Genomic DNA, 24,591 nt, shown 5'->3' with positions numbered 1-24,591 from the left:
CCGTTGATGTCCTGCATGCCCAGTCCGAGAAGCTGATAGGCTATCAGCAGTTTGTACTAGCGCAATACCTAAGGAGAACCATGGCATTTCGCTTCCAGCGCCGTATCACCCTCGCACCGGGTATCCGCCTCAACTTGAGCAAGCGGGGCCTCGGGCTTTCGGTGGGCCCGCGGGGCGCAAGCCTCAGCGTGGGGCCGAGGGGCGTTTACGGCCACGCGGGCATTCCCGGCACCGGGCTCGCCTATCGCCAGAAGCTCAACGCCCGGGGCCGTTCGGCTGGGAATGGGAGCAGCGGCGCCGGCCGCTCCAGCCCCGCTGCGAGCCTGGAGGCGCTGCTAGCTCAGGGCGAGTCGCTGCCCATCCGGCTGGATATCGACGGTGATGGCGGCATCCACTTTGCCCACGGGGACGGCACGCCCATGAGCGACGACGAGGCGCGGGTGCTGCGGCGGCATGCCGGGGAGTCTCTGCGCGAGCAGCTGGCACAGCACTGCGAGCGTCTCAATGCCGACCTGGACCGCCTGGGGCGGCTCCACGAGGAGACACCCCATCCGGATATCACCGGCTACGTCACGCGAGACTTCACCGAGGCACCGCCGGCTCCACTGGTGCTGCGTCAGCTTGCCTGGTGGCACCGGCTGTGGCCGCCCGCCAGGCGGCACGTCGTGGAGGAGAACCGGCGCCGACAAGCGGCCTTTGATCAGGCCTACCGCGACTGGGAATGGCGCAAGGCGAAGCACGACGAGGCCGAGTTTGCACGCCACCTTCGCGAAGGGGAAGGCGTGCTGCACGACCCGAACGCCATGGAGCAGACGCTGCGCGAACGCCTGGAGGAAATCGACTGGCCGCGTGAAACCGCCATCGACTTCGACCTGGGCAGCGACGCCAGCACCATTGCCGTGGATATCGACCTCCCATGTGAGGACGAGATGCCAGACCGCTACTGGACCATGCCCGCCAAGCAGATCAGGCCCACGTCCCGCCGGCTCAGCGATACCCGGCAGCGTGAGCTTTATCGGGACCACGTCCACGGCATCGCCTTTCGCGTGCTGGGTGCGGTGTTCGCCCGCTTGCCCGCCGTGCAGGAGGCGAGGGTCTCCGGCTATCGCCAGGTCACTGATTCTGCCACCGGCGGCGAGCGCGACCAGTATCTGTTCAGCGTGAAGGTCAACCGAGAACAGTGGGGCAGGATTCACTTCGGCAGGCTGGACCAGGTGGACCCGGTGGCTGCTCTGGAGGCTTTTGCTCTGCGCCGCGACATGACCAAGACCGGCATCTTCCGCGACATCGAGCCGTTCAAGCTAGTGTAGCCCCTGCCAAAGGTGCCTTGATATCGCTTCGTGTACGTTACAAAGTGTGACGTTACCTCATGCTAGAGCAGGGTGCAGGGATGACCACTGAGCGCATCACCGACTACCACGCCAAGTACTTCGCCTATGAGCTCACTCGGCAGCGCAGGGGGGGAGACGTTGACCGACTGGCTGCTTCGCTATTCGATGCCTCGGTCGATCTCAACCCGCATCAGATCGATGCGGCCCTTTTCGCCCTGCAGAACCCGCTGACTAAGGGGGTACTACTCGCTGATGAGGTGGGGCTGGGTAAGACCATCGAAGCGGCGCTGGTGATTTGCCAGTACTGGGCGGAGCGTCGGCGTCGCTTGCTGGTGATTGCACCGGCCGCCCTGCGCAAGCAATGGGCGACCGAGCTGGCCGAGAAGTTCCACTTGCCCACTCAGGTGCTGGATGCCCGCACCTACAAGCAGCAGCGTGATCAGGGGATCTACGATCCGTTGGATCAGGACGTCATCAGCGTGATGTCCTACCACTTCGCGGCCAAGCTGGAACCTCAGCTGCGCACCATCCCCTGGGACCTGGTGGTAATTGACGAGGCCCACAAGCTGCGTAACGCCCACCGCGAGAGTCATCGCACCGGGCAGGCCATCAAGCGTGCCTTCGCCGGCAGCCGGAAGCTGCTGCTCACCGCCACGCCATTGCAGAATTCACTGCTTGAGCTCTATGGCCTCTCCACGGTGATCGATGACCAGTTGTTTGGCGACGCCATCAGCTTTCGCCGCCAGTTCATGCGTGGTGGTAATGACATTGAGGGATTGCGCCGCCGGCTGGAGGAGTTTGCCAAACGCACCCTGCGTCGCCAGGTGCTGGAGTATGTGCAGTACACAGAGCGCAAGGCGCTGACGATCCCCTTCACCCCGTCCCAGGATGAGCAGCGTCTCTACCATCTAGTCTCCGGCTATCTGGCGCGGGAAGACAGCTATGGCGTGCCCACGCGGCAACGCCACCTCGTGACATTGGTCATACGCAAGCTGCTGGCGTCCTCTACCACGGCCATTATCCAGACGCTGGAGACCCTCAAGGAGCGACTCGAGTCGTTGCAGAACCGTCATCAGGTCGAACAGGACTGGCTGGAGCGGCTGCTGGCCGATGAGTCGCTCGATGAGGAGCTTTTGGAAGCTGCGGAAGCCGAAGACGTGGAGGAGGCCGATGCCCGGTATCTGGAACAAGAGGTCAATCCCACTCGCTTGCAGGGTGAGATCGCCGAAATCGAGCAGTATCTGAACCTGGCTCGGGGGATTCACGAGGATGCCAAGTCCTATGCGCTGGTTACCGCGCTGGAAACAGGCTTCGCTCGCATGGATGAGATGGGGGCACCGCGCAAGGCGGTGGTGTTCACCGAATCCCGGCGCACGCTGGAGTACCTAAGCCGGTTTCTGGAGCGGAACGGCTTTGCCGATCAGGTTGTGACCTTCAGCGGCACCAACAACAGCCCAGGGGTGACAGGCATCTACCAACGCTGGCTTGCGGAGCATGCTGGTAGCGACCGAGTGACGGGCAGTCCCGCCATTGACCGCCGTACTGCCATCATCGACCACTTCCGAGACAAGGCGCAGATCCTGGTGGCTACCGAGGCGGCCGCCGAAGGCGTCAACCTTCAGTTCTGCAACCTGGTGGTGAACTACGACCTGCCCTGGAACCCTCAGCGTGTGGAGCAGCGCATAGGTCGCTGTCACCGCTACGGCCAGCAATTCGATGTGGTGGTGGTTAATTTCCTCAACCAGCGCAACGAGGCCGACAAGCGCGTGCTCGAACTGCTGAGCGAGAAGTTCCAGCTGTTCGATGGTCTGTTCGGTGCTTCCGATGAAATTCTCGGCCGGCTGGAGTCGGGTGTGGATGTGGAGAAGCGCATTGCCGATATCTACGCTACCTGCCGCACGCCGGATGCCATCGAGGCGGCTTTCGCCGAGCTGCGTGAGCAGTTGGAGGCCGATATCGATGCCCGCATGAAGGAGACGGAGAGCAAGCTGCTCGAGCATTTCGACGAACAGATCCACGACCTACTGCGCGTTCAGCGTGACAAGGCCGAGGCTCAGCTCGACCGCACCGGCAAGCTGTTCTGGAAGTTGACCCGCCACTGCCTGGCGGAGCAGGCCAAGTTCAGAGATAGCAGCCTGACCTTTCACCTGGAGGCCTCTCCGGTAGAGAGCGTGCCCGCCGGTGACTACTGGCTGATTCGCAAGGGAAAGGGCATAAAGCCGCCCGAGCATGCCCACGTCTATCGGCTGACACATCCGCTGGGCGAGCATGTGCTCGATAGCGGCCGCCGCCGGGAGACGCCGGTCGCTACCCTGCGCTTCAAGCTGTCCGGTCACCCCCTGCGAATCTCGGTACTCGAACAGCTCACCACCCGCAGTGGATGGCTGGAGCTGAATCTGCTCGAGCTGGACAGCTTCCAGCATGAGGAGCACCTCGTCTTCACCGCCCTGGCCGACGATGGCACACACCTTGACCAGGAGGCCTGTGAGCGGCTCTTCAATGTGACGGCTGAGGTAGGGCCCGATAGCGCACCCGAACCCCCTCAGGAGCTCCCTGCGCTGGCCAAGCGGCAGCTGGATGCCACCCTTAGCCGTGTACTTGAGGAGAATCACAGCTACTTCCAGCGCGAGCGCGACAAACTGGAGGCCTGGGCCGATGATCAGGTCGCCTCCAGTGAAGCGCAGCTGGAGGACACGCGGGCCAAGATCAAGGATGCCAAGCGCCGCTCACGCACCGCCGAGACCCTTGAGGAGCAGAAGGCCGCGCAGGAAGCGCTCAAGACGCTTGAGCGTCAGCAGCGCCGCGACCGTCAGGCGATCTTCGACGTGCAAGACGATATCGAGGAGAAGCGCGACGCGCTCATCGATGCCCTGGAACGCCAGATGCACCGCAAGAGCCAGGCTCATCGGCTATTCCTGATCCGTTGGGAGCTGACGTGAAGGGCATGCGGGCCCAAGGACTTGGCCTCGAAGGTCGTCTTGGCCGGTTGACCTTGGCGGGTCAACTGCCTAAACTTGTATGTAACAACACCCCCCACGCTTCCCGTCAGATCAGCGCACCATGGGGGGTTACTTTTTTGTGCGATCAATGAGATACGAAAAACCAGCCCTTAGCTATGCCGACCAGCTTGCGCGACTTCGCGAGCGGGGGATGCAGGTTCGGGACGAAGCCCGAGCCGAACACTATCTGGCCCACCTGAACTACTATCGGCTCGCCGCCTACTGGCTTCCCTATGAGGCGGACCACGATAGTCATACCTTCCGCCCTGGGACCCAGTTCGAGACGGTGCTGGACCACTACCTGTTCGATCGTGAGCTGCGCTTGTTGCTGCTTGACGCCATTGAAAGGGTCGAGGTGTCGTTGCGCGGCCACTTTGCCTATCAGATGGGGCACCGTCATGGACCGCATGCGCTGATGCAGACCTCGCTGTTTACGGACTCCAGCCGCTGGAACTATCGGAGCGGGTTGGCCGGCCTTCTCAAGGATGTGCAAAGCAATCGCGAGGTGTTCATCGAGCACTTCCGCTCTCGGTACGACGAGCCCCTGCCGCCTGTATGGGCGGTGGTAGAGATCATGAGCTTTGGCCAGCTCTCGAAGTGGCTCAAGCACCTCGCTCATAGTGATGACCGCAACGCCATCGCTAGGCCCTACGGCTTGGATGAGCGTATCTTGACTTCCTTCTGCCACCACCTGAACGTAGTCCGCAACCACTGTGCCCACCACGCCCGGGTGTGGAACCGCGAGCTGACGGTGAAGTTCACATTGCCACGCAACCCGGAGCCACTGGGGGACAGCCTGGTCAAGTTCAGAGACGAAACGGCGCAGCGTAAGCTATACAACACTGTAACGATGCTTGCCTATGTGCTCGATGTGATCAGCCGCCATCACCACTTTCGAGAGAGGCTGGCGGCTCTGATCGAGCGCTATGCCATCGACCCTGGAAGCATGGGCTTCCCCGACGGCTGGCTGCAGTGCCCCGTGTGGCGGAGCCGCCTCTCCTAGAGCCTGGCACCTCCACCGAGTATCATCAGCACCATACGAATCTCCACTGGCCAGGCCTCGTCGCCTGGTCGTGATTCTTTAACTGCTTGAATTTCATAGTGATTCATGTCGGTTTCGCGAGCTGATGAGTACTGACCAATGGCTGTAGCAACCACGGACGACCGAAGGCAACGTTTCATCGACCTCTTGCACGAGCTGTTCCAGCTCGACAAGCCGGAGTTGGACTTCGGGCTCTACCGCATCATGCATGCCAAGAGCGACCAACTCTCCCGGTTCATCCGGGAAGACCTGGCCCAGGCGATCGAGGAGGCGTTTGCCGAGCAGGGCGAAGAGCAGCTGGCAACGATGCGCCAGGAGATCGAGGAGAAGCGGCGTCAGGCCGAGGAGCTGGGGGCTCCGGACCCGGATAGCGCCCCGGCGGTGAAGCAGGCACGTGCCGCCTACGATGTTGCCAAGCGCGAGCAAAACGCCTCGGCGGACATCTACGACCACCTCTACCGCTTCTTCTCCCGCTACTACGACAAAGGCGACTTCATGAGTCGTCGCCATCACGTCGCCGAGAACGACAGCCGGGCCGCCCCCTATGCGGTGCCCTACGATGGGCGAGAGGTCTACCTTCACTGGGCCAACAAGGACCAGTACTACGTCAAGTCCTCCGAGACGCTGGCCAACTTCACCTTCAACCTCAACGAGGCCCTGAAGAAGCTACATGGTTCCGCCGCACAGGGTGGCCTGGGCTTCGATTCAGTGGACGCCGCGCTCAAGGTGCACTGCCGTGTGGTCGATGCTACCGAGGGTGAGCACAACGATGTGAAGGAGAGCACCGAGCGCTTCTTCATCATCCACCACGACGAGCCGGTGCGCCTGGAGGGCGCCGACCTCGTGCTGCAGTTCGAGTACCGGCCCGACCCGGAAAAGACGGGCCAGAGCGGCACCTGGCAGAAAAAGCGCCTCGAGGAGGCTGAAGAGTTCATCATGGCGGCGCTGCGCCTCACCGATGGCGTAGCTGCCTTCCGAGAAGGGCTTGCTACCCGGGCGCCGACGGACAAGCAGAAAGAGCGCACTCTGCTGGGCAAGTACCTGCAGCAGTACACAGCCAGAAATACCATGGACTATTTTATCCACAAGGACCTGGGTGGATTCCTATCGCGCGAGCTAGATTTCTATATCAAGAACGAGATCCTGCGCCTTGACGATATCGACAATGCTGATGTGCTGATCGTTGAGCAGCAGCTGAAGAAGATTCAGGTACTACGTAAGATCGCCAAGCAGATTATCATATTTCTGTCACAGCTGGAGAATTTTCAGCGGAAGCTGTGGCTTAAGAAAAAATTTGTTTTAAGTTCTGATTATTGCATTTCTTTAGATATTTTAAAGGGATGCGAGGATCTTGTTGTCGATATTTCAAGCAATGAGGAGCAAAGGAGGCAGTGGGAAAAGTACTGCTCTGTTGATCTGAATGAGCTGGATGAGGTTTTAGATGGTGAAGGCCCCGCAGGAATTTTGTCGAGTAGTAAGTTCAAGTTTCTGATGGTAGATACTGGTCTTCTTTCGGAAAAACTCAAAATAGACATACTGTCTCGCTCTGGTGTCTCTTTCTCCAGCTTGGATGGCATACTTGTTCAGTCCGATAATTTTCAAGCAATAAGGATGGCTGAAAGAACATTCGAGAAGTCCATGCCGGTTTGCTATATTGACCCGCCTTACAATACTGGCGATGACGGGTTTGTTTACAAGGATAGCTATAAAGATTCAAGCTGGCTCGCGATGCTTTATGACAGGATTTCATCTAGCTTGCACTTGATGACTAAAGATGCTTTTGTTGTCGTAAGCTTTGATGATGTAGAGATTCAGAATTTTGGTCTCTTGGCGGATGAGGTTTTTGGCTCGAGCAACCGCCTTGCTAGGTTGGTTTGGGATAGAAACAGAAAAAACGATGCCAAGTATTTTTCGGTTGGCCATGAATATATGGCGGTTTATTGCTTAGATAAAGAAGGTTTGGATAAGTCAGGCAGGAAACTCAGAGAGCTTAAGGCGGGGGTGGATGAGGCGAAGGCCGAGTTTGAGAGAATAAAAAAAAGGGTTGGGAATGACTTGGGAAAAATCCATGAAGAATGGAAGTTTTTCGTGTCATCGGTTAAAGACTCGGAAACAAAAAGTATTTTGTCAAAATATCCCAAGATGTCTTTGAGGGGGCCGTATAGGGATGATGGGAATATAAACTGGCCAGGTGGTAAGGGGCCAAGGTATGAGGTGTTGCACCCTCAAACAAAGCTGCCCGTAAAAATCCCAAAGAGTGGGTGGAGGTATTCTAAGCCCGAAACCTTTTGGGATAAGTATGATAGAGGCGAAATATCTTTTGGCCGTGATGAGAAAACCGTGCCAGGTGTAGTGTATTATCTTTTTGAGAACTCGCGCCAAGTGATGGGGAGTGTCTTTTGGAGCTATGCGCAAAATACTAACAATGCATTTGAGGCGATCATGGGGGATCGGGTTTTTGACAACCCGAAAGATGTGAAGGATATAGGCAGGCTGCTCTCGTATTTTGGAAAAAATGGTTGGGTGATAGATTATTTTTCCGGCTCTGGCACCACGGGTGTATCTGTAATAAATAGCAAGAGATTGGGGGAGGGTGGGAAGAAATATTTCTTGGTGGAGATGGGTGAGTATTTTTCGGATGTAATTAAGCCTAGGCTTGTGAAGTCGGCATATTCACAGGATTGGAAAGGTGGGGCCCCGTTAGAGGATGACAAAGGGGAGTTGAATGGCGTGGCTCAATGCTTCAAATACCTCCGCCTTGAGAGCTACGACGATACTCTCAACAATCTCGAGCTGGACGATAACCCCCAGCGCGATGCGCTGATGGAGCAGAATGCCGAGCTGCGCCGTGACTATACCCTCAAGTATCTGCTCGATGTGGAGACCCGCGGCTCAGCCAGCCTGCTCAATACCGAGTGGTTCCGTGACCCCGAAGGCTACACGCTGAAGGTCAAGCAGCCCGGCAGCGACGAGACCCGCGAAACCGCCGTCGACCTGGTCGAAACGTTCAATTGGCTGATCGGTCTGCATGTCACTCACCTCGACAAGCCGCGTACCTATATCGCCCGCTTCACTCGCGAGGAAGACCCCGAGCTGCCGGAGGACCAGAACACGCGTCTCAAGGCAGAAGGCCTGCGAGAGAACGAAGACGGTGCCTACTGGATTCGCCAGGTGGAAGGGCACGTGCGCCGTATCCCGGGCAGCGACGAGGACCTGGCCAAGGTGCTGGTGGTGTGGCGTAAGCTGACCGACGACCCTGAGAAGGATGCCGCGGTGCTGGAAGCGCTGCTGGAAAAATACAAGATCGGCACCACCGACAGTGAGTTCGATGCTATCTACATCAACGGCCCGCACGGCTTGAACCTGACCGGCAGTGCGCGTAGCCGCGTACACAGCCTGGAAGAGACCTTCCATGCCCGCATGTGGGAGGGATGTGACGATGAACTCTGAAGCCAGCGCTCCTACCTGCTGGATTGTTGCCGGCCCTAATGGGGCTGGCAAAACGACGTTTGCGCTTCACTACCTGCCCCAGGTGGCCAAATGTGCGCGGTTCATCAACGCCGACCTGATCGCCGCTGGTCTCTCTCCCCTGGCGCCGGAGCGGGAGCTTCTCACCGCCAGTCGGATTTTTCTACGCGAGATCGAAGACGCGATCGAGGAGGGTGAGGATTTCGCCTTCGAGACGACACTCTCGGGGCGAGGCTACTTGAGCCTGGTGAAGCGGCTGCTGGCAACAGGCTGGCGGGTCGAGCTGGTCTACCTGGCACTCCCCTCGGCGGAGATGTCACGTCTGCGTGTGGCAGAGCGAGTATCTCATGGTGGACACGATATCCCACTGAAGGACATTCAGCGCCGCTTCCCACGCAGCCTACACAACCTGCTGACGCTCTACGCGCCCTCCGTTTCCCGTGCGCGCTGCTTCATGAATGCCGGCGGCACCCCGGAGCCGGTCTTTGAACAGACCGGGGACGAGCGCCATATTCTCGATGATCGCCACTACAACCTACTCGTCAAGGAGGCACGGCCATGACTCAGCTGGCACCGGATACTCAGGAGATGCTGGATAGCCTCCGTACCGCAGTCGCCGACACCCTGGAGCGTAAACGTCGCCTCGGCCAGTACGCCGTGATCTGGCAAGACGGCAAGCCCGTGCTGGTGGGCGAAGATGCGCCTACGAAGCGTGTGGGCGAGCAGAATGAGCAGGACCGGGAGTCGCACTGATGGCAGGGAGGCCACGCCAGACCAAGATCAAGCAACTTAGTGCCAAGACCGACTTCCTCAAGAAGCTGGTGCTCAACCAGTGGGTGCTGACGCGCTTCGGTATCGACCCGTTGGAGCAGTACCGGGACGGCGGCAGCCGGGTACGTCCGATTACCCTGCTCAGCAAGACGCTCAAGGGGAGTGATCCCGGGCTGACCGGCGATCGCCACCACCACTACCTCCACGCCTTGCTGGGCAGCTATCAGCCCACCTGGAAGTACGGTGAGGAGGATCTGAAGCGCTTCGACGCCAACATCGTTGAGCACACCGATGCCCTCAATCAGCAGAGGGAGACCGAGGTCGATTGGAAATACTTCCAGTGGCTGACCCTGCTGTTCGTCGAGATCTACCTCCATGAATACTTCCGCGATCGTGAGGCGCTCAAGGCCAGCCTCAACCGCCAGGTCGAGCGGTTCAATAGGTACTGGCAGGGGCAGGGCTACCAGACGGGCATCGGTCCCTATGAGGACGATGACCTCAACAAGCTGTGCTTGCAAAATGCCACGGGCTCGGGCAAGACGCTGCTGATGCACACCAACGTGCGTCAGTTCCGGCATTACGCTCGCAAGCATCACCGTATCGCCGACTATGGTCAGATCATTCTGATTACGCCCAATGAGCGCCTCAGTGAGCAGCACCTGCTGGAGTGCCGTGAATCCAGCCTGGAGGCGGAGCGCCTGAGCCAGGACGGTGGTGACCTGTTCAGCGGCGAGCGGAAAGCGCTGAGCCGTGTTGCCGTGACCGAAATCACCAAGCTCGGCATCGAGCAGGGCAAGAAGACCATGGCGGTGGACAGCTTCGGCGATGGCAACCTGCTGCTGGTCGATGAAGGGCACCGCGGGCTGGGGTCGGCGAGCGAAGAGAAAGGCTGGCTGTCGCATCGCAACAAGCTGGCCGGGCGTGGCTTTACCTTCGAGTACTCGGCCACCTTCAAGGAGGCCGTGGTGGCCGCCAAGGATGCTGCGGTGGAGGAGACCTACGCCAAGAGCATCCTGTTCGATTATGGTTACCGCTACTTCTACGAAGATGGCTACGGCAAGGACTACCGAATCTTCAACCTGCCGGAGAAGGAGACACAGCAGCGCTACACCTACCTCACGGCGGCACTGCTGGCTTTCTACCAGCAGCAGCGCTACTACCAGGAAGAACACGGCCAGCTGACCCAGTGGAACCTGGCCGCGCCGCTATGGGTGTTCGTCGGGGCCAGCGTGGTCAAGGACGACGGCAGCAAGGAGACTGCCAAGAACTACAAGGAGCGTGCTTCCGATATCGCTCAGGTCTTGGGCTTTCTGGCCTGGTTCCTTGGGGAGAAGGATGAAGCGCGCCGGGCGCTCAGCGCCGTCTTTGAAGGTGACGCAGAAACTACCGGGCTGATCGACAAGCAAGGCAACGAGATCTTCTCGGGTAGCTTTCCCTGGCTCAAGGCCCTAGGACCGACCGTCGAAGAGCTCTACCGCGACATCCTTACCCATACCTTCCATGCCCCAGGCGGCGGTACGCTGAACGTCGACCGAATCACCGGTGACTCCGGCGAGCTACTGCTCAAGGTGGGGGAGGCGGAGAAGCCCTTCGGCCTGATCAACGTGGGTGATGCTCTGGGGCTGGCCGAGCACCTTGAGGATTACAAAATCCAGCATCTGCAAGTCCGCAAGTCGGAACTGGCCAATCCCATTTTCTCCGAGGTTACTCGCGATAGCTCGCCGGTTAACCTGCTGATCGGCTCCAAGAAGTTCATCGAGGGCTGGAACTGCTGGCGTGTCTCTAGCATGGGCCTGATGAACACCGGCAAGAAGGAGGGCTCGCAGATCATCCAGCTGTTCGGTCGCGGTGTACGCTTGAAAGGCCGAGACATGAGCCTGATGCGCTCCAGCCGGCTCGATCCGGTGCTGGCTCCCAAGCACCTCTATTTGCTCGAGACACTCAACGTCTTCGGCGTCGGTGCCGACTTCATGGCGACCTTCCGTGACTTCCTGAAGGATGAAGACCTGCCGGGCAACGACCAACCCGAGATCCATACGCTCAAGCTGAACGTGATGGAGGACGTTGGCAAGTCGTTGAAGATGCTGCGTCCTAAGGTCCGGCAGGACACCAAGCAGGCCTACAGCTTTTACCGCGACGGCCCCTTGGTGCGCTTCGGACACCCTGTGGCTACCGTCGGTAGCGGTTTCCGTCATGAGCTGGGCCTGACGCCGGATATCGTGCTCAAGGAGCGCAAGATAGAGCTCGACCGCTACCCTCGGGTCGAAAGCCTTCAGGCCTCGGGCGTGAAGGACGTAATGGCCAAGCCAGGCCAGGCCAAGCAGCACGAGCGCTACTTCGATGACGAGCGCCTGCTGTTCCTGGACATGGCCGCCCTTGAGCGAGACCTGGAGCGTTACAGGCGATCCCGCAGCTATGCCAACCTGCTCATCGATACCGGCCGATTGCCGGCGCTGCTGAAGAGCCGGGTGTGGTACAGGCTGCTGGTCCCCGAGGACCAGTGGAAGCTGCATGCCGACAACTTCCAGCGCTACCAGAGCATGGCGCTGGAGCTCCTATCGCTGCTGATGGACCGGGTCTTCAACTACCACCGCCGAGCCTATCTGGAGCCGCGCATGGAGCTGGTCGCGCTCGAGGATGCCCGAGGCAACCTGCCGGATACCAAGGAGTATCAGCTAATCGTCGACGGCAGTGAATCAGCGTTGATCGACGACATCAAGCAGATGAAGGAGGCCATCGAGAAGCAGCGCCAGGGTATGTATCGGTCGTCCAAGTCCAATGGCATCAGCGCCGTGCAAATCGGTGCTCATCTCTACAACCCGCTGCTGCACCTGGGTAAGGACAGCCGTATCCGCGTCGAACCCGTTGCCCTGAACGACAGTGAGTTCCGCTTCGTCGAGGATCTGAAAAAGTGGCTGGAGCGAAACCAGCAGGCAATAGCGGAACGTGGCGAACAGCTATACCTGCTGCGCAACCTGGTCAAGCAGGGCATTGGCTTCTTCGAGGCGGGTGGGTTCTACCCCGACTTCATCCTCTGGCATGTGCAGGACGACAGGCAGCGCATCGTTTTCGTTGACCCTCATGGGCTCCGCCATACCGGGCCGAAGGACGAGAAGATCGAGTTTGGGGAGCGCATCAAGGATGTGGAACGGCGCCTGAAAAGTGAGCATGTCGAGCTGGAAAGCGTCATCCTGGCGCCTTCCAGCACTACACGGGAGTGGATTGTGAGCCACTGGGGGATGACTTCGGATGAACTGCGTGCCAAGCACGTATTGTTCATGTCGGATTCCAACTACCTGGATAGCCTGATGCAGGTGGTGGCAGGCCAAACGAATGATTGTTATGTGGCTTAAAAAATAAAAGGGCTGTCCTGTCACAGCGAAAATTTCGCTGTGACAGGTTTTAACGTGATTTCGAGATGTGGCTTGTAAAATAAAATGCTTTGATTGGTTCTCTATTGTGCATAGTTAACGCAAACCGTGTCTAGGGACAAGTCCACCTTTACCCCTTTCTCAATGGGGCAATATGAAGGGTCGTTTGCACTTAAATGATTAATTTTCATCTGCTCGTGAGATAGGTGCAACGTAACGCAGCCCTCTGTTAGCACAATGGCGTCAACTTGCTCTTGGGTGAGCCCGACAACGTCGAGATAGAATGTCTGCTCACCTTTGCATTCAGGGTCGCACTGGTCTGTACACGGGATGACAATGGTATTGTTCATTCGTACTTTCCTAAGTAGGCTGGTGCTGAATGCCCCAGTTCGCAAGTAGTATTCCCCGCAGCCTACCTGGCGTCAATAGTCAATGGAAAATTGTACTTTGTGAGACTTCCTTGGACGGTAATTAATTGGTTCTGCCGGAATTCCCGTGTGGTTGTTCAGTAGCTTTGGTCAGAATATGCCTGCATTTCATTCAGCGTCGACTCCTAGCACACGCTTGATTTACACCTCGTCAGTTAAGGAAATTTAATTTCCCCTTTCCTGCATGATTGGCTGCCCTTTCTTGAACAGGTCACCGCCTCTATAGGCAGCCGCTACGTTATTCTCGATGGTGTGGGCCAGCGCCATCTCAGCGAGGCCTCGGGGTTGTCGGTGGTGTCCGCTGATCAAGTCGTGGAAGCTTGAGCGGAAGCCGTGGGGCAGGTAGTCGCCACGCTCACACCCAGCCGCAGCCATGCTGTATTGCCTAGCGAGACATCGTGTTGGGGTCGCTGTTGGGGTCGGGGCGGTAGAGGAGCCACTTGCTGAGCGTAAGATGCTCAGCAAGTGGCTGATATAATTGGCGCCCCCACCAGGATTCGAACCTGGGACCTTCCCCTTAGGAGGGGGACGCTCTATCCAGCTGAGCTATGGGGGCCGCACGGCTGCGCATTATAAGCGCTTGTGGCATCGAGATAAACCGATTGCCCTGCGTGTGTTGCCAAGCCTGAAGCCGAACGGCCATCATCGAGCTTGTCTTCAGTAGCAGGAAGCGCGCATGGAAATCGATGAGTACCGACGGCACGATGCCTTGGGGCTGGCCGAGCTGATACGCAGCGGCGAGGTGAGTCGCGAGGAGGTGTTCGACACCGCCTGCCGTGCCATCGAGCGCGACAACCCGCGGCTTCAGGCGGTAGTGCGCATGCGCTTCGAGCGTGCCCGGCAAGAGGCCGGCGGCGTCGATCCGGCGGCGCCGTTCGCCGGGGTGCCGACCCTGACCAAGGACCTGCTGATGGCGATCGAGGGCGAGCCGCTGGCCTTCGGCAGCGCGGCCCTGGCCGAGTGGAAGCCGCCGGTGGACTCGACCCTGGTGGTTCGGTTGCGCCAGGCGGGTCTTGCCATTCTCGGCCAGACGGCGACGCCCGAGCTGGGGTTGATGGGGATCACCGAGCCGCGGGCCTTCCCGCATCCGATCAACCCCTGGCAGCCGTCGCACTCGCCCGGCGGCTCCAGCGGCGGGGCGGCGGCAGCGGTTGCCGCGGGGCTGGTGCCGCTGGCCATGGCCGGCGACGGCGGCGGCTCGATCCGCATTCCCGCCAGCTATTGCGGCCTGTTCGGCCTCAAGCCGTCGCGCGGGCGGGTGCCGCAGGGGCCGCTGCACGCCGAGGTGTGGCAGGGTGCCGTGGTGGAGCACGCCGTGACCCGGTCGGTGCGGGACAGCGCCGCGCTGCTCGACGCCATCAACGGCATGGACGAGGGGGCACCGTACCCGGTCAGGCGCGAAACGGGCTATCTTGCGGCGCTCGAGCGTCCGCCCGCTCCGCTGCGCGTGGCGGTATCGCTCGGCGAGCCGCTGGGCAGGCCACTGGGCAGCGTGCTCGATCCCGAGGTGCGCCGGGCGGTGGAGGCCGCGGCAGGCATGCTCGAAGGGCTGGGCCATCATGTCGAGTGGGCCGAGCCGCCGATCGACGGCGAGCGCCTGGCCAACGCCTACCTGACGCTCTACCTGGGACACTTGACGGCCGACCTGGCCTGGATCTCCCGCGAGACCGGCGTGCCCGTCCCTCGCCTGGACGTTGAGCCCTCCACCCGCGCCATTGCCCGCCTGGGACGCTGCCTGCCGGTGCGCGACTACGAGCTGGCCAAGCGCGACTGGAACGCGGCGGCGCGCGCCATGGGAGCCTTCCATCGCCGCTACGACGCGCTGCTGCTGCCGGTGACCGCGGCGCCGGCGCCGCGCCTGGGGGAACTCTATCCGCCACGCGTGCAAGAGCGCCTGATGGGGCTGCTGGCGATTCCCGGCCTGGCGGGGCTGGCGCTCAAGGCGGGCATGCTCGGGCACCTGGCGCGCGATGCGCTATCGCGCACTCCCTATACCCAGCTGGCCAACCTGACCGGCCAGCCGGCCATGTCGCTGCCGCTGCACGTGACACCGGATGGCCTGCCGGTCGGTGTGCAGGTGATCGGCGCCATGGGGGACGAGCATCGCCTGCTGGCGCTGGCGGCGCAGGTCGAGGCCGAGGCGCGTTGGGCACGACACCTGCCCAGACCTTGGCAGGACGGGTAGAATGCGCGCCACACCCTCTGTCGCAGTTCCGCCATGACCGATTCCACTCCGCTTTCGCCTGCCGGTGACCGTCACTTCGACGGCCTGGTCGAGAAGTTCGCCGGCAGCCTTTACGGTGGGCCGCGCGGTGCGCTGCGCCTGGCCATGCTCGATGCGTTGCTGCCCGAGATGCTCGAACTCGATGGCCAGCCGCTGCTGGACGTGGGGGGTGGGCTGGGGCAACTCTCCGCCTGGTTCGCCCGGCGCGGCCACCCGGTCACCCTGCTGGAGCCGGCCGGCGACATGCTCGAACAGGCGCGCCAGTCGCTCGAGGGGCTGCCGGTGAGCTTCATGCGGGCGCCGCTGCAGGCGTTGCCGGAGCGCACGCCCGGCCCCTGGCCGCTGATCGCCTGCCACGCCGTGCTGGAGTGGCTCAGCGACCCGCGTGCGGCTCTCGCCACCCTGGCGGATGGGCTCGCTCCGGGCGGTCAGCTGTCGCTGATGGTGTTCAATCGCGATGCGCTGCGTTTCTCCAACGTGGTCAAGGGCAACCTGCAGAAGGCGCTGGACGATCGCCTCGAGGGCACCGGCAAGCGCCAGCGGTTGACCCCCATCTCCCCGTTGAGCCATGACCGGATCGTCGCCTGGAGCCGCCAATGCCGGCTGTCGATTCGCGCTGTGGCGGGCATCCGTGTGTTCCACGATTACCTGCGTCACCCGCCGGCCAGCGAGGACGACTGGCAGCGGCTGGTGGCATTGGAGCGGCGCTACTGCCAGGTCGAACCGCACTGGCGACTGGGCCGCTACCTGCTCTATACGCTGGTGAAGGAAGGCGATCTGCCGACCGAGGGGAACGTTCGATGAGTGCCGAAACGCCGGTCTGCCAACTGCTGGAACGCCAGCAGGCCGACTATCGCGGCTGGCTGTGGGTGGCGCCGCCGCGCGATGTCTGGCTCGAGGCGGGGCAGGGCAGCGTCCTGAGCGCCGACCATGGCGTGCTGCAGGCCTGGCAGGGTCGCGGCCGCCCGGCCTCCTCGCCGTTCGCCGGCGATGCCGTCGGCGCGCCGCCCGGGGCGGTGCTGTTCTGGCCCAAGACCCATGCCCTGGGCGAATGGTGGCTGTTGTGGCTGTGCGCTAATCTGCCGGCCGGAACGCCGCTGCAGCTGGTGGGCGAGAACCAGGGCGGCATCAAGCGCGTGCTCAAGGTGCTGGCGGCATTGGGGCTGGGCTGTCGCAAGCTCGACAGCGCGCGGCGCTGCATCCTGTTCGAGACGCGCCTCGGCAAAGTCGGCATCGACCCGGATGCCGCCTGGACCACCTTCGAAGCCGAGGGGCTGACGCTCGTCAGCCATCCCGGCGTGTTCGGTCACGGTAAGCTGGATGAGGGCACCCGGCTGCTGCTCGAGCGGCTCGAAGCGGAACTGCCGGGGCCTGACAAGGCGCAGGACGTGCTCGACATGGGCTGCGGCGATGGCATCCTCGCCGCCTGGCTGGCGCGCCGCGGTCACCGGGTCACGGCGGTCGACGTCAACGCCTTCGCGGTGGAAGCCACCCGGCGCACCCTGGCGGCCAATGGGCTCGAAGGGCGGGCGCTGTCCAGCGACGTCTACTCGGCGCTCGATGGGCGCCGCTTCGCCGCCATCGTCAGCAACCCGCCGTTTCATCAGGAGCGCAGCATCGACTACGGCCCGGCCGGGCGCCTGATCCGCGAGGCGCCCGCGCATCTGCTGCCGGGTGGGACGCTGCTGATAGTGGCCAACGCCTTCCTGCCCTATCCGGACCTGCTCGAGTGCGCCTTCGGTGGGTTCGATGTCCTGGCCGACGATCGGCGGTTTCGGGTTTATCGGGCCCGCGTGGCAGAATCCCGATAGGCGATCTCCGTGATCAGGTAGGTCGTATCGCCCGCCGGCGCCTTGACCGTGACCTCGTCGTCCAGCGCCTTGCCCAGCAGTGCCTTGGCCAGCGGGGCGTCGACGCTGATCCAGCGCTTGGCGGTGTCGGTCTCGTCGTGGCCGACGATGCGGATGCGCATCTCCTCGCCTTCCTCGTCCTCGAGCGTGACGAAGGCGCCGAAATAGACCCTGCCGGTATCCGTCGGCAGGCGATCCACCACCTGCAGCTCGTCGAGCCGCTTGGTCAGGTAGCGGATGCGGGCGATGACCCGGTTGAGTTCCTTCTTGTTGTAGGTGTAGTCGGCGTTCTCGCTGCGGTCGCCCAGCGCCGCGGCTTCGCCCACCTTGGCCGAGAGGGCGGGGCGCTTGACCCGGGAAAGGTGATCGAGAATACCGCGCAGGCGCTCGGCCCCCTCGGCAGTGATCAGGTTGCTCCTGGGTTCCTGGCGCGGGTCCTTGGCGGGGTCGCGCCAGCGCGTCATGTTACGGCCCTTCATGGCGTCGCTCCTGCATTCTTGCGGCGAGTAGGTTCATGCGGCGAAAGGGCAACATACGCCATTGACCCCCGGTGGGCCAGCACCGAGGCGGTGATCGGACTGGCGAATCATTCAAACGTTCGTTACATTGCCGGAAGCGGTGCCGCGCGCCACCGTCAAGAAGTCATCAGCCAATAACAAGCGAATGAAGGAAGGAGTCTGGACATGCCACGACGTCAGTTTCTCGCCGCCGCCCTGGGGGCAGGTCTGCTGCTCGCGCCCTTTTCCGGCGCCCTGGCCTGGGAGAACGAGGTGGAGGCGCTCAAGCAGCGCTGGGAGCGGATCAACACGCAGCAGGCCGAGGGGCAGCGTCGCAGCGCGCTCAAGTCGCTGGCCAGCGAAGCCGAGCAGCTGACCGAGGCCAATGCCGGCGAGGCCCAGCCGCTGATCTGGTACGGCATCATCGAGGCGTCGTATGCGCGCGAGCGCAGCGGCCTGGGGGCGCTGGGCAGCGCCCGCTCGGCGCGCGATGCCCTGGAGCGCGCCATCGAGCTCGACCCGCAGGGAGGCAACGGCTCGGCCTACGTGACCCTGGGCGCCTTATACGACCGCGCGCCGGGCAGGCCGATCGGGTTCGGCAACAGCGAGACCGCCGAGCGCATGTTCCAGCGCGCGCTGGAGATCCGCCCCGAGGGTATCGACGTCAACTACTACTATGCTGCCTTCCTCGAGGACGAGGGGCGCCGCGATGAGGCGCGCGAGCACGCCCAGCGTGCCGTCGACGGTACCGCGCGCAAGGATCGCCAGGCCTCGGACGAGGCACTGCGCGAGGAGGCCAGGGCGCTGCTGTCCCGGCTCTGAGGCGACGTTCCCGCGCGCCCGGGGCGTGCGGGTTCGGCAGGCGGCGGTTGGCAGATTCGGCTCCGGTCACGATAATGGTCGCCATCGCAGACTCGGAGGTTTGCATGACCGATAATCACGATAGCGGCCGGGACGCCGCCCGCCTGCCCAGCTTCAGCGGTACCGATGTCGAGCTGAACGAGCGTCGCTGCCTGCATCAGGGGTTCTTCCGCCTGGACGAGGTGCACCTGCGCCACCGCCTGTTCGAGGGCGGCTGGAGTGGTACGGTGGTGCGCGAGGTGCACGTTCGGCATGATGCCGTCGGCGTGCTGCTCTACGACGTGGAGCGCGACTGCGTGGTGCTGGTCGAGCAGATCCGTGCCGGGGCGCTGGACGACCCCGAGTCGCCGTGGAAGCTCGAGATCGTCGCCGGCCTGGTCGAGGAGGGTGAGAGCGCGGCCGAGGTGGCCCGGCGGGAAGCCATGGAGGAAGCCGGCTGCGAGGTCATTGACCTGGTCGAACTGCATACCTACTATCCGAGCCCGGGCGCCTGCTCGGAGCGAGTGACGCTGTTCTGCGCGCTGGTCGACTGTGACGGGCTGGGCGGCGTGCATGGCCTGGACGAAGAGCATGAGGACATCCGCGTTCACGTGTTACCGTTTCATCAGGCCTGGGAACTCTTGCAGGCTGGGCGACTCGACAATGCCATGTGTCTGATCGCCTTCTACTGGTTGGCGGCTGAACGAGCATCTCTACGAGCAAGGGGGTAGCGTGGCGAGAACCGCCTATGTCACCGATCTGAAGGGCCTGCAGGGGGAATGCAGCGCCAACTACCTGCGCCTGGTTCGGTTGCTGGGCGATCTGGGGGCGGGCGAGACGCGTGAGCTCGAGCTGACCGGTGGGCGTGGCCGATTCGGTACCCTGTGGCTGTCGGTGCTGGAGCGGGCGCCCTATACCACCATCGCCCGCGTGAGCCAGAGCGGCCTGATGGATGCGGTCATCGAGCCGCCCTGCATGCGTGTGCACCTGTACCATGACGTGCGCATGGCCGAGGTCACGGACTTCCAGCGCGAGCGCCACTTCAACGGGCGCTACCGCTATCCCAACGTGCGCATGTTCCAGCCCGACGAGAAGCTGCAGCTCAACCGTTTCCTGGGAGAGTGGCTGGCCCATGGCCTGGAGCACGGCCACCCTACCAACGTGACGGAACTGCCGGGATGATGCGGCTGGTCCAGCTCAGCGACTGCCACCTGCATGCCGACCCCGATGCCCGCTCGCGGGCCGGCTTCCCTCTGCGCCAGCTCGAGTCGGTGGTGGCGGCGGTGCGCGCCGAACGCCCCGACGCGGTCATTGTCAGCGGCGATGTCAGTCAGGACGAGACGGCAGCCTCCTACCAGCATGCCCATCGGGTGCTCTCGAGGCTGGAGTGCCCCTGGTTCTGGCTGGGCGGCAACCACGACCAGCAGGATCTGATGCGGGACATCAAGGCCATCCACGACGACATCGACCTGGGCGACTGGCGGCTGTTGGTCGCCGATACCTGGGTCAAGGGGCATGCCCATGGCGAACTGGGCGCGGAGCGGATCGAGGCGCTGGTCGAGCGCCTGAGCCAGGACGAGCGCCCCACGCTGCTGGTCATGCATCATCCGCCGCTTCCGGTGGGCTCGGCCTGGCTCGACGAGATCGGGCTCAAGGATCGTGACGCCCTGTGGCAGGCGCTGGCGCCGTTCACGCAGGTCAAGGCCATTCTCTGCGGTCACATCCACCAGGCCTTCGCCGGCCGCCAGCGGCTGGAGCGTGGCGAGGTCATGGTCTACGGCTGCCCTTCGACCACCGATCAGTTCCTGGCTGGCTCCGACGGCTTCGCCATCGATGAGGCGTCGCGCCCGGGCTTTCGGATCGTCGACCTGCGCAGCGACGAGTGGTTGACCTGGATCGAGCGCATCGATCTTTGATGCTTCGATTCGTTTTTGATCTAAAAAGATAGGCAATCATTCTTTTACGTTATTATTAGCCCGGCGTTACCCTGTGCGCATGATTCTAATGCCCATCGTCATGCGAGGTATCCGGGCCGATGACCAGTCTCAAAGCTCCCGAGCACAAGCCGGCGCCCCCGGCTTCCGACTCGCCGGCCTCCCTGTCGCCGCGCCGGCTGACCCATCTCCAGCAGCTCGAAGCCGAATCGATCCATATCATCCGCGAGGTGGCCGCCGAGTTCCGTAACCCGGTGATGCTCTACTCCATCGGCAAGGACTCCTCGGTGATGCTGCATTTGGCGCGCAAGGCCTTCTACCCCGGGCCGCCGCCGTTCCCGCTGATGCACATCAACACCACCTGGAAGTTCCGCGAGATGATCGCCTTCCGCGACCGCATGGCCGGTGAGGTGGGCATGGAGCTGATCGAGCACATCAACGAAGAGGGGCGCGCCGCGGGCATCAACCCCTTCGATCACGGCTCCAGCGGCTATACCGACGTGATGAAGACCCAGGCGCTCAAGCAGGCGCTGGACAAGTACGGCTTCGATGCCGCCTTCGGCGGCGCGCGTCGCGACGAGGAGGCCAGCCGCGCCAAGGAGCGGGTGTTCTCGTTCCGCGACAAGTTCCACCGCTGGGACCCCAAGAACCAGCGTCCCGAGCTGTGGAACCTCTACAACGCCCGGGTCAACAAGGGCGAGTCGATCCGCGCCTTCCCGCTCTCCAACTGGACCGAGCTGGACATCTGGCAGTACATCTACCTCGAGCAGATTCCCATCGTGCCGCTCTACTACGCCGCCCCGCGCCCGGTGGTGGAGCGCGACGGCATGCTGGTGATGGTCGACGACGAGCGGATGCCGCTCGCCCCCGGCGAGGTGCCCGAGGAGAAGTGGGTGCGCTTCCGCACCCTGGGCTGCTACCCGCTGACCGGCGCGGTGGAGTCCAGGGCCGACACCCTGCCCGAGATCATCCAGGAGATGCTGCTGACCCGCACTAGCGAGCGCAGCGGCCGGGCCATCGACCATGACCAGGCGGGCTCGATGGAGAAGAAGAAGCGCGAGGGGTACTTCTGATGGCACACCAATCGACACTGATCGCCGACAACATCGAGCAGTACCTGCACGAGCACGAGAACAAGGACCTGCTGCGCTTCATCACCTGCGGCAGCGTCGACGACGGCAAGTCGACCCTGATCGGCCGGCTGCTGCACGACTCCAAGATGATCTTCGACGATCACCTGGCGGCGTTGACCCGCGACTCCAAGAAGAGCGGCACCACCGGCGATGCCGTGGACCTGGCGCTGCTGGTTGATGGCCTGCAGTCGGAGCGCGAGCAGGGCATCACCATCGACGTGGCCTACCGCTTCTTCTCCACCGACAAGCGCAAGTTCATCATCGCCGATACGCCGGGGCACGAGCAGTACACCCGCAACATGGCCACCGGGGCCTCCACCGCCAACCTGGCGATCATCCTGATCGACGCCCGCTACGGCGTGCAGACCCAGACCCGGCGTCACAGCTTCATTGCCGATCTGCTGGGCATCAAGCACCTGGTCATCGCGGTGAACAAGATGGACCTGGTGGGCTTCGACGAGGCGCGCTTCGACGAGATCGTCGCCGACTACCGGCGCTTCGCCGAGCAACTCTCGGTCAAGGACCTGCATTTCGTGCCGATGTCGGCGCTGGAGGGCGACAACGTGGTCAACCGCAGCGACCGCACGCCCTGGTACCAGATCGACGGCGAAGCGGGACCGGCGCTGCTGGAACTGCTGGAGTCCGTGGAGGTGAGCCGCGACCGCAACCTGGTCGACCTGCGCTTCCCGGTGCAGTACGTCAACCGGCCCAACCTCGACTTCCGCGGCTATGCCGGCACGCTGGAGGCCGGTGTGCTGCGCCCGGGCCTGGCGATCAAGGCGCTGCCCTCGGGCAAGACCAGCCGCATCGAACGGGTCGTCACTTTCGATGGCGACCTGGAGGCGGCGTGGCCGGGGCAGGCCGTCACCGTGACCCTCGAGGACGAGATCGATATCTCCCGTGGCGACTGGATCGTCGCCGAGGATGCCGAGGTCACCCTGACCAACGCCTTCGATGCCGACATCGTGTGGATGCACGAACAGCCCTTGGCGCCCGGTCGGCAGTATGACATCCGCCTGGCCGGACGCTCGGTGGCCGGGCGCGTGAGTGCGATTCACCACCAGGTCGACGTCAACACCCTGGAGCGGCACGAGGCCGAGCGCCTGGAGCTGAACGCCATCGCCCGCTGCCGGGTCGAATTGACCGCCGAGGTACCGCTCGACGCCTACGACCAGAGCCCCGGCACCGGGAGTTTCATCGTCATCGACCGGCTCTCCAACGTCACCGTGGGGGCGGGCATGGTGCGCGGCGCTGCCGAGGCGGCAGGGCAGCCGCGCCGCGAGGTCGACTGGCCGACCTTCGAACTGGAACTCAATGCGCTGATTCGCAAGCATTTCCCGCATTGGGAAGCGAAGGACGTTCGCGACCTGCTGCGCTGATCGGCCAGGCCGACCATAGACGGTTGAACTGGCGGCATTATCCTCCACACTAGGGACAGGGCTCGGCGCTTGCCGGGCCCTGTCGAGTGTCAGGGAGGAGACATGCCGTACTGCCAGGATCGGCCGATAGCGTACCGTTCGAGTGGCTTCCCGCCAGCTGGCGCCTCGCCGGAGGGTGAATGACGGGCTTCGTCAGGCGCTTGCTGCGCATTGCCGCCCGCCCGATGAAGCGTGACCGCGGGCGTGGTGGCTACGTCGTGCACCCCTACCGCGGCTACGGCTCCCGCCACGAGGCCTTCCTCATGGGGCGGGTGTTCCGCCAGGCCGCGCTGGGCGAGCTGATTCCGCGCTATGGCGTTCTGCGCGACCTGGCCGACATCGTGCGGCGCCTCTTCCGCCATGGGCTCCCTGCGGTCACCGTCGAGGTGACCCTGGGGCAGAACGTCACCACCGTGACCACCGACCGCGACGGCTACTTCGACGTGCACATGCCGCTCGCGCACGCCCTGCCGCAGGACAGCGCCTGGCATCACGCCGAACTGCACGTGGTGCTACCGGACATCGAGCCGGTACAGTCGTTCGCCGAGGTCTACATCCCCCCGGCCGAGGCCGACCTGCTGATCATCAGCGACATCGACGACACGGTGATGTACACCGGCGTGGCCAACAAGCTGCGCATGCTGCACCGGCTGTTCGTCAAGCGGGCGCACCAGCGCATGGCCTTTCCCGGCGTAGCCGACTTCTACCAGGCGCTGCACGTCGGTGGCAGCGGCCAGGCCAAGCGGCCGATTCTCTACGTCTCGCGCGGGCCTTGGAGCATCTACGAGATGCTCGAGGAGTTCTTCCAGCTCAACCGCATCCCCGTGGGGCCCATCCTGTTCCTGCGCGAGTGGGGCATCTCCTGGCGCAAGCCGTGGCCGCGGCGTGCCGAGGATCACAAGTACGACCTGATCCAGCACATGCTGTCGATGCGCGACGAGCTGCCCTGTGTACTGGTCGGCGACAGCGGCCAGCACGACCCCGAGGTCTATGCGCGTATCGTGCACGAATATCCCGAGCGGATCCGGGCGGTCTACATCCGGCGGGTGGAGCGCCGACCCGAGCGCGAGCGCGCCATCGATGCGCTGCGCGAGGAGATTCGCCATACCGGCTGCGACCTGGTGCTGGCCGAAGACAGTCTTGCCATGGCCGAGCACGCCTTCACCCAAGGGCTGATCGCCGAGGAGGGGCTCGAGCGGGTGCGCCGGGCGTCGCATGCATAGCTCGAGCTGAGGCCGGCTCCGGCGCTAGTCCATCGCTTTGGCGGGTTACAAATTCGTTATTC

Annotated in this window: 19 protein-coding genes and 1 tRNA gene; 17 read left to right on the top strand and 3 right to left on the bottom strand. The window is 62.7% G+C overall.

Translation table 11 applies throughout. The features are described from left to right. Window positions 1-80: 80 nt before the first annotated feature. From HNO51_RS14850 to HNO51_RS14820, 7 genes are all read left to right on the top strand, one after another. Window positions 81-1,310, top strand: a complete 1,230-nt coding sequence (locus HNO51_RS14850) for a DUF4236 domain-containing protein (RefSeq protein WP_209537740.1) — start codon at window positions 81-83, stop codon at window positions 1,308-1,310. An 80-nt stretch (window positions 1,311-1,390) separates the two neighbouring features. Beyond that, window positions 1,391-4,270 carry an SNF2-related protein gene (locus HNO51_RS14845; RefSeq protein ID WP_209537739.1) on the top strand — a complete coding sequence of 960 codons (2,880 nt, stop codon included), beginning with the start codon at window positions 1,391-1,393 and terminating at the stop codon, window positions 4,268-4,270. Between the two features lie 211 nt (window positions 4,271-4,481). Then, a complete protein-coding gene (locus HNO51_RS14840) occupies window positions 4,482-5,333 on the top strand; it encodes an Abi family protein (protein ID WP_209537738.1) in 852 nt (283 codons plus the stop codon). Window positions 5,334-5,471: 138 nt separating this feature from the next. Then, the gene (locus HNO51_RS14835) at window positions 5,472-8,822 is read left to right on the top strand and encodes a site-specific DNA-methyltransferase (protein ID WP_209537737.1); all 3,351 of its coding nucleotides are present in this window, start codon (window positions 5,472-5,474) and stop codon (window positions 8,820-8,822) included. After that, complete coding sequence (locus tag HNO51_RS14830; protein WP_209537736.1) at window positions 8,812-9,402, top strand: ATPase; 591 nt, start codon at window positions 8,812-8,814, stop codon at window positions 9,400-9,402. The genes HNO51_RS14835 and HNO51_RS14830 overlap by 11 nt, the downstream gene beginning before the upstream one ends. Then, window positions 9,399-9,593 (top strand): hypothetical protein, encoded by a 195-nt coding sequence (locus HNO51_RS14825; RefSeq protein WP_209537735.1) that lies wholly within the window; start codon window positions 9,399-9,401, stop codon window positions 9,591-9,593. The genes HNO51_RS14830 and HNO51_RS14825 overlap by 4 nt, the downstream gene beginning before the upstream one ends. Next, window positions 9,593-12,964, top strand: coding sequence for a DEAD/DEAH box helicase family protein (locus HNO51_RS14820; RefSeq protein WP_209537734.1), 3,372 nt, complete (start codon window positions 9,593-9,595; stop codon window positions 12,962-12,964). Before HNO51_RS14825 ends, HNO51_RS14820 begins: the two co-directional genes overlap by 1 nt. Before the next feature lie 101 nt (window positions 12,965-13,065). Here HNO51_RS14820 and HNO51_RS14815 read toward each other — a convergent pair whose 3' ends face one another. Continuing rightward, a complete protein-coding gene (locus HNO51_RS14815) occupies window positions 13,066-13,332 on the bottom strand; it encodes a hypothetical protein (RefSeq protein WP_209537733.1) in 267 nt (88 codons plus the stop codon). 557 nt (window positions 13,333-13,889) lie between these two features. After that, window positions 13,890-13,966 (bottom strand) — tRNA-Arg (locus HNO51_RS14810). Window positions 13,967-14,086: 120 nt separating this feature from the next. Here HNO51_RS14810 and HNO51_RS14805 point away from each other — a divergent pair. From HNO51_RS14805 to HNO51_RS14795, 3 genes are read left to right on the top strand one after another with little or no spacing between them, the layout of a single operon-like run. Beyond that, complete coding sequence (locus HNO51_RS14805) at window positions 14,087-15,595, top strand: amidase (RefSeq protein ID WP_209537732.1); 1,509 nt, start codon at window positions 14,087-14,089, stop codon at window positions 15,593-15,595. Between the two features lie 33 nt (window positions 15,596-15,628). Beyond that, complete coding sequence (locus HNO51_RS14800) at window positions 15,629-16,438, top strand: methyltransferase domain-containing protein (RefSeq protein WP_209537731.1); 810 nt, start codon at window positions 15,629-15,631, stop codon at window positions 16,436-16,438. After that, window positions 16,435-17,445: a methyltransferase gene (locus HNO51_RS14795; RefSeq protein WP_209537730.1), complete on the top strand. Its 1,011-nt coding sequence runs from the start codon at window positions 16,435-16,437 to the stop codon at window positions 17,443-17,445. The genes HNO51_RS14800 and HNO51_RS14795 overlap by 4 nt, the downstream gene beginning before the upstream one ends. On the opposite strand, the gene greB is transcribed toward HNO51_RS14795, so the two are convergent. Further along, window positions 17,415-17,963, bottom strand: coding sequence for a transcription elongation factor GreB (greB, locus tag HNO51_RS14790; protein WP_209537729.1), 549 nt, complete (start codon window positions 17,961-17,963; stop codon window positions 17,415-17,417). The genes HNO51_RS14795 and greB overlap by 31 nt on opposite strands. A gap of 204 nt (window positions 17,964-18,167) precedes the next feature. Here greB and HNO51_RS14785 point away from each other — a divergent pair, with 204 nt between their 5' ends. The 7 genes from HNO51_RS14785 (at window position 18,168) to HNO51_RS14755 (ending at window position 24,529) form a co-directional block, all read left to right on the top strand. Continuing rightward, the gene (locus HNO51_RS14785) at window positions 18,168-18,803 is read left to right on the top strand and encodes a TRAP transporter TatT component family protein (protein WP_209537728.1); all 636 of its coding nucleotides are present in this window, start codon (window positions 18,168-18,170) and stop codon (window positions 18,801-18,803) included. A gap of 104 nt (window positions 18,804-18,907) precedes the next feature. Next, entirely contained in the window at window positions 18,908-19,552 is a 645-nt protein-coding gene (locus HNO51_RS14780; RefSeq protein ID WP_197448050.1) for an NUDIX domain-containing protein, read from the top strand. Window position 19,553: 1 nt separating this feature from the next. Beyond that, on the top strand, window positions 19,554-20,003 hold the full coding sequence (locus tag HNO51_RS14775; protein ID WP_197448049.1) for a DUF1249 domain-containing protein: 450 nt from the start codon (window positions 19,554-19,556) through the stop codon (window positions 20,001-20,003). Beyond that, on the top strand, window positions 20,003-20,737 hold the full coding sequence (locus tag HNO51_RS14770) for a phosphodiesterase (RefSeq protein WP_197451067.1): 735 nt from the start codon (window positions 20,003-20,005) through the stop codon (window positions 20,735-20,737). Before HNO51_RS14775 ends, HNO51_RS14770 begins: the two co-directional genes overlap by 1 nt. 119 nt (window positions 20,738-20,856) lie before the next feature. Next, on the top strand, window positions 20,857-21,828 hold the full coding sequence (gene cysD / locus HNO51_RS14765; RefSeq protein WP_422674240.1) for a sulfate adenylyltransferase subunit CysD: 972 nt from the start codon (window positions 20,857-20,859) through the stop codon (window positions 21,826-21,828). Continuing rightward, complete coding sequence (cysN, locus tag HNO51_RS14760; RefSeq protein WP_197448048.1) at window positions 21,828-23,267, top strand: sulfate adenylyltransferase subunit CysN; 1,440 nt, start codon at window positions 21,828-21,830, stop codon at window positions 23,265-23,267. The genes cysD and cysN overlap by 1 nt, the downstream gene beginning before the upstream one ends. Before the next feature lie 179 nt (window positions 23,268-23,446). Further along, window positions 23,447-24,529 (top strand): App1 family protein, encoded by a 1,083-nt coding sequence (locus HNO51_RS14755; protein ID WP_197448047.1) that lies wholly within the window; start codon window positions 23,447-23,449, stop codon window positions 24,527-24,529. The last annotated feature ends 62 nt before the right edge of the window (window positions 24,530-24,591 follow it).

The sequence above is a fragment of the Billgrantia sulfidoxydans genome, from assembly GCF_017868775.1.
Taxonomy (GTDB): Bacteria; Pseudomonadota; Gammaproteobacteria; order Pseudomonadales; family Halomonadaceae; genus Halomonas; species Halomonas sulfidoxydans.
This window is presented reverse-complemented; position numbering and strand designations above follow the sequence as displayed.